The organism is Paraburkholderia sp. Ac-20347 (genome assembly GCF_017104805.1).
In the GTDB taxonomy this organism is placed as follows: Bacteria; Pseudomonadota; Gammaproteobacteria; order Burkholderiales; family Burkholderiaceae; genus Paraburkholderia; species Paraburkholderia tropica.
This window is the reverse complement of the sequence record NZ_JAAGPN010000515.1, coordinates 1-2391: the sequence shown is the minus strand read 5'-3', so window position 1 is coordinate 2391 and position 2391 is coordinate 1. Positions and strand designations below refer to the sequence as shown.

The 2391-nt window shown below is 69.2% G+C and carries 3 protein-coding genes; all 3 read right to left on the bottom strand.

Annotation, left to right across the window (positions count from 1 at the left end):
- Positions 1-153: ABC transporter ATP-binding protein (locus tag G3N97_RS38220; RefSeq protein ID WP_205997915.1), on the bottom strand; the 153-nt coding region annotated here is incomplete at its 3' end.
- A complete protein-coding gene (locus tag G3N97_RS38215; protein WP_205997914.1) occupies positions 150-1298 on the bottom strand; it encodes an iron ABC transporter permease in 1149 nt (382 codons plus the stop codon). The genes G3N97_RS38215 and G3N97_RS38220, both read right to left, overlap by 4 nt.
- A partial coding sequence (locus tag G3N97_RS38210) for an ABC transporter substrate-binding protein (RefSeq protein WP_205997913.1) occupies positions 1295-2391 on the bottom strand: 1097 nt, incomplete at its 5' end. The genes G3N97_RS38210 and G3N97_RS38215, both read right to left, overlap by 4 nt.

The window sequence follows — 2391 nt, the reverse complement described above, 5'->3', positions numbered from 1 at the left end:
CGCGAGCGTGCGCAGCAGCGTGGACTTGCCGCTGCCGTTCGGCCCGAGCAGCGCCGTGATCTCGCCACGCGGCAGCGGCCCGGCGCTCAGGCCGCGCAGCACGTCGCGGCGGCCATAGCGCACGCTCAGGTCGTGAATCGCGAGGCCGTTCATGCCGAGCCTCCCTGCGAGCGCACCACGATGCCGAGGAACAGCGGAATGCCCACCAGCGCCGTGACGATGCCGACCGGAATCAGCACGCCCGGAATCAGCAGCTTCGAGGCGATCGACGCCATCGACAGCATCAGCGCGCCGAGCAGCAGGCTGCCCGGCAGATAGAAGCGATGGTCCTCGCCGAACAGCGCGCGCGCGACGTGCGGCGCGATCAGCCCGACAAAACCAATGGTGCCGACGAACGACACCGCGAGCGCCGAGAGCACCGCCACGCGCAGCAGCGTGCCCAGACGCAGCCGCTTCACGTCGATGCCGAAGCTCGCCGCGCGGTCTTCGCCGAGACGCAGCGCGGTCAGCGCCCACGCGTTGCGCATCGAGAGCGGCAAGGCGATCGCGAGCGCCGTCGCGAGCACGCCGATCTTCGGCCAGTCCGCGCGAGCGAGCGAGCCGAGCGTCCAGAACACGAGACCCTGGAGCGCGTCGGCGGACGCGATGAACTGCATCAGCTCGACGAGCGCATGAAACGAAAACACCAGCGCGATGCCCATCAGCACCACGCCCGCCGTGCTCATGCCGCGCCAGCGCGCGACCAGATCGAGCACGAGCGCCGAGGCGAACGCGAACACGAACGCATTGGCGGAGACGATCCACGTCTGCGCCACGCCCGGAATCGCGAGATCGAGCACGATGGCCAGCGACGCGCCGAAGGCCGCCGCCGCCGACACGCCCAGCGTGTACGGACTCGCGAGCGGATTGTTGAGGATGGTCTGCATCTCCGCGCCCGAGAGGCCGAGCGCCGCGCCCACCGCGAGCGCCATCACCGCGTACGGCAAGCGGATCTGCCAGACGATCACGACGTTGGCCGGATCGGCGGACGCGCGCTCGAACAGCGTGCGCAGCAGCGTCGCGAGCGGCAGGCCCGACGGCCCCGAACTGAGATCGACGAGCAGCGACGCCGCGATCAGCAGCGCGACCGCCACCAGCAGGAGCGCGCGACGCCGCGTGAGCCGCGTGTAGGCGTGCAACTGCCGCGCGGCCTCCTCGCCTTGCGCGGCGCGCCTTGCTTCGGCATCAGCAGCGGCATCAGCAGCGGCGTCGGCGTGCGCGCGCCAGCCCGAACCGGCCGGCAGACGCGCGTCGCTCATCGCGCGGCCTCTTTCTGCGCGGCCGCCTGGGTTTGCAGCGGCGCATCGACCCAATCGGCGCCGCTAACCGGCACGGCGAGGAAGCGTCGATACAACTCGTCCTGCGTCGCCTTCACGTCGAGCGACTTGAACTGCTGCGGATAGAACCACTTCGCGAACGCCTCGATCGCCAGAATGTTGTACGGCGAGTCGTAGTAGTTGTGCGAGATGCCGTGCACGCGGCCGTCGTGAATCGCCTTGATGGTGTCGAAGCCCGGACGCGCCACCAGTTGCGCGAGGCTCGCCTGCGCATCGTGCTCGCTCGTTTCCGCGCCCACGCGCAGCGACGCGAGGCCCGGCTTGGTGCGGCTGCCGGTGGCGATATAGACATCGGGCTTCGAGGCGATCACCTGCTCCATGCTGATGTCGCCGAGCACGCCCGGCAGCAGATCCGCCGCGATATTGCGGCCGCCCGCGGCCTGCACGAACTCGCCGAAATTGCCCTTGCCCGCCGTGTGGCAGCAGCCCGCGTCCCACACGCCCGCGAGCATGTCGACGAACACCTTCGGACGCTGGTTCTCCGGAATCTTGCTGACGACGTTCTCGACCGCCGCGAGATGCTGCTGGTAGAACGCGATATACGCATCGGCCTGCTGCTCGCGGTGCAGCACCTGGCCGAGCAGCTTGATGCTCGGCAGCGTGTTCTGCATCGGATGCACGCGGAAGTCGATGAACACCACCGTCGTGCCGGTCGCTTCCAGTTGCTTCACGAGCGCGTTGTAACGGCTCGGGCCGTGACCGGCGACGCTGAAGATCGCCACGTCGGGCTTGAGCGCGAGCGCCTTTTCATCGCTGATGCTGTCCTCGGTCGCCTTGCCGATCAGCGGAATCGTGCGGATCTGCGGGAACTTGCGCGCGTAGGCGTCGAAGGTCTGCGGATCCATCGCGGGCAGATCGCCCTGCCAGCCGACGATGCGCGCGAGCGGCTGCTGGCCTTCGAGCAGCGCGACCGCCGACAGCAGACGGCTTTCGCCGAGCAGGATGCGGTGCGGATTGGCGGGAATCTTCACCGTGCGGCCGGCGAGGTCGGTGACGGTCTGCGCGGCGGGTGCGG

Coding starts and splice junctions, on each gene's coding strand:
- G3N97_RS38215 (WP_205997914.1), bottom strand. CDS start 1,298: ATGAGCGACGCGCGTCTGCCGGCCGGTTCGGGCTGGCGCGCGCACGCC.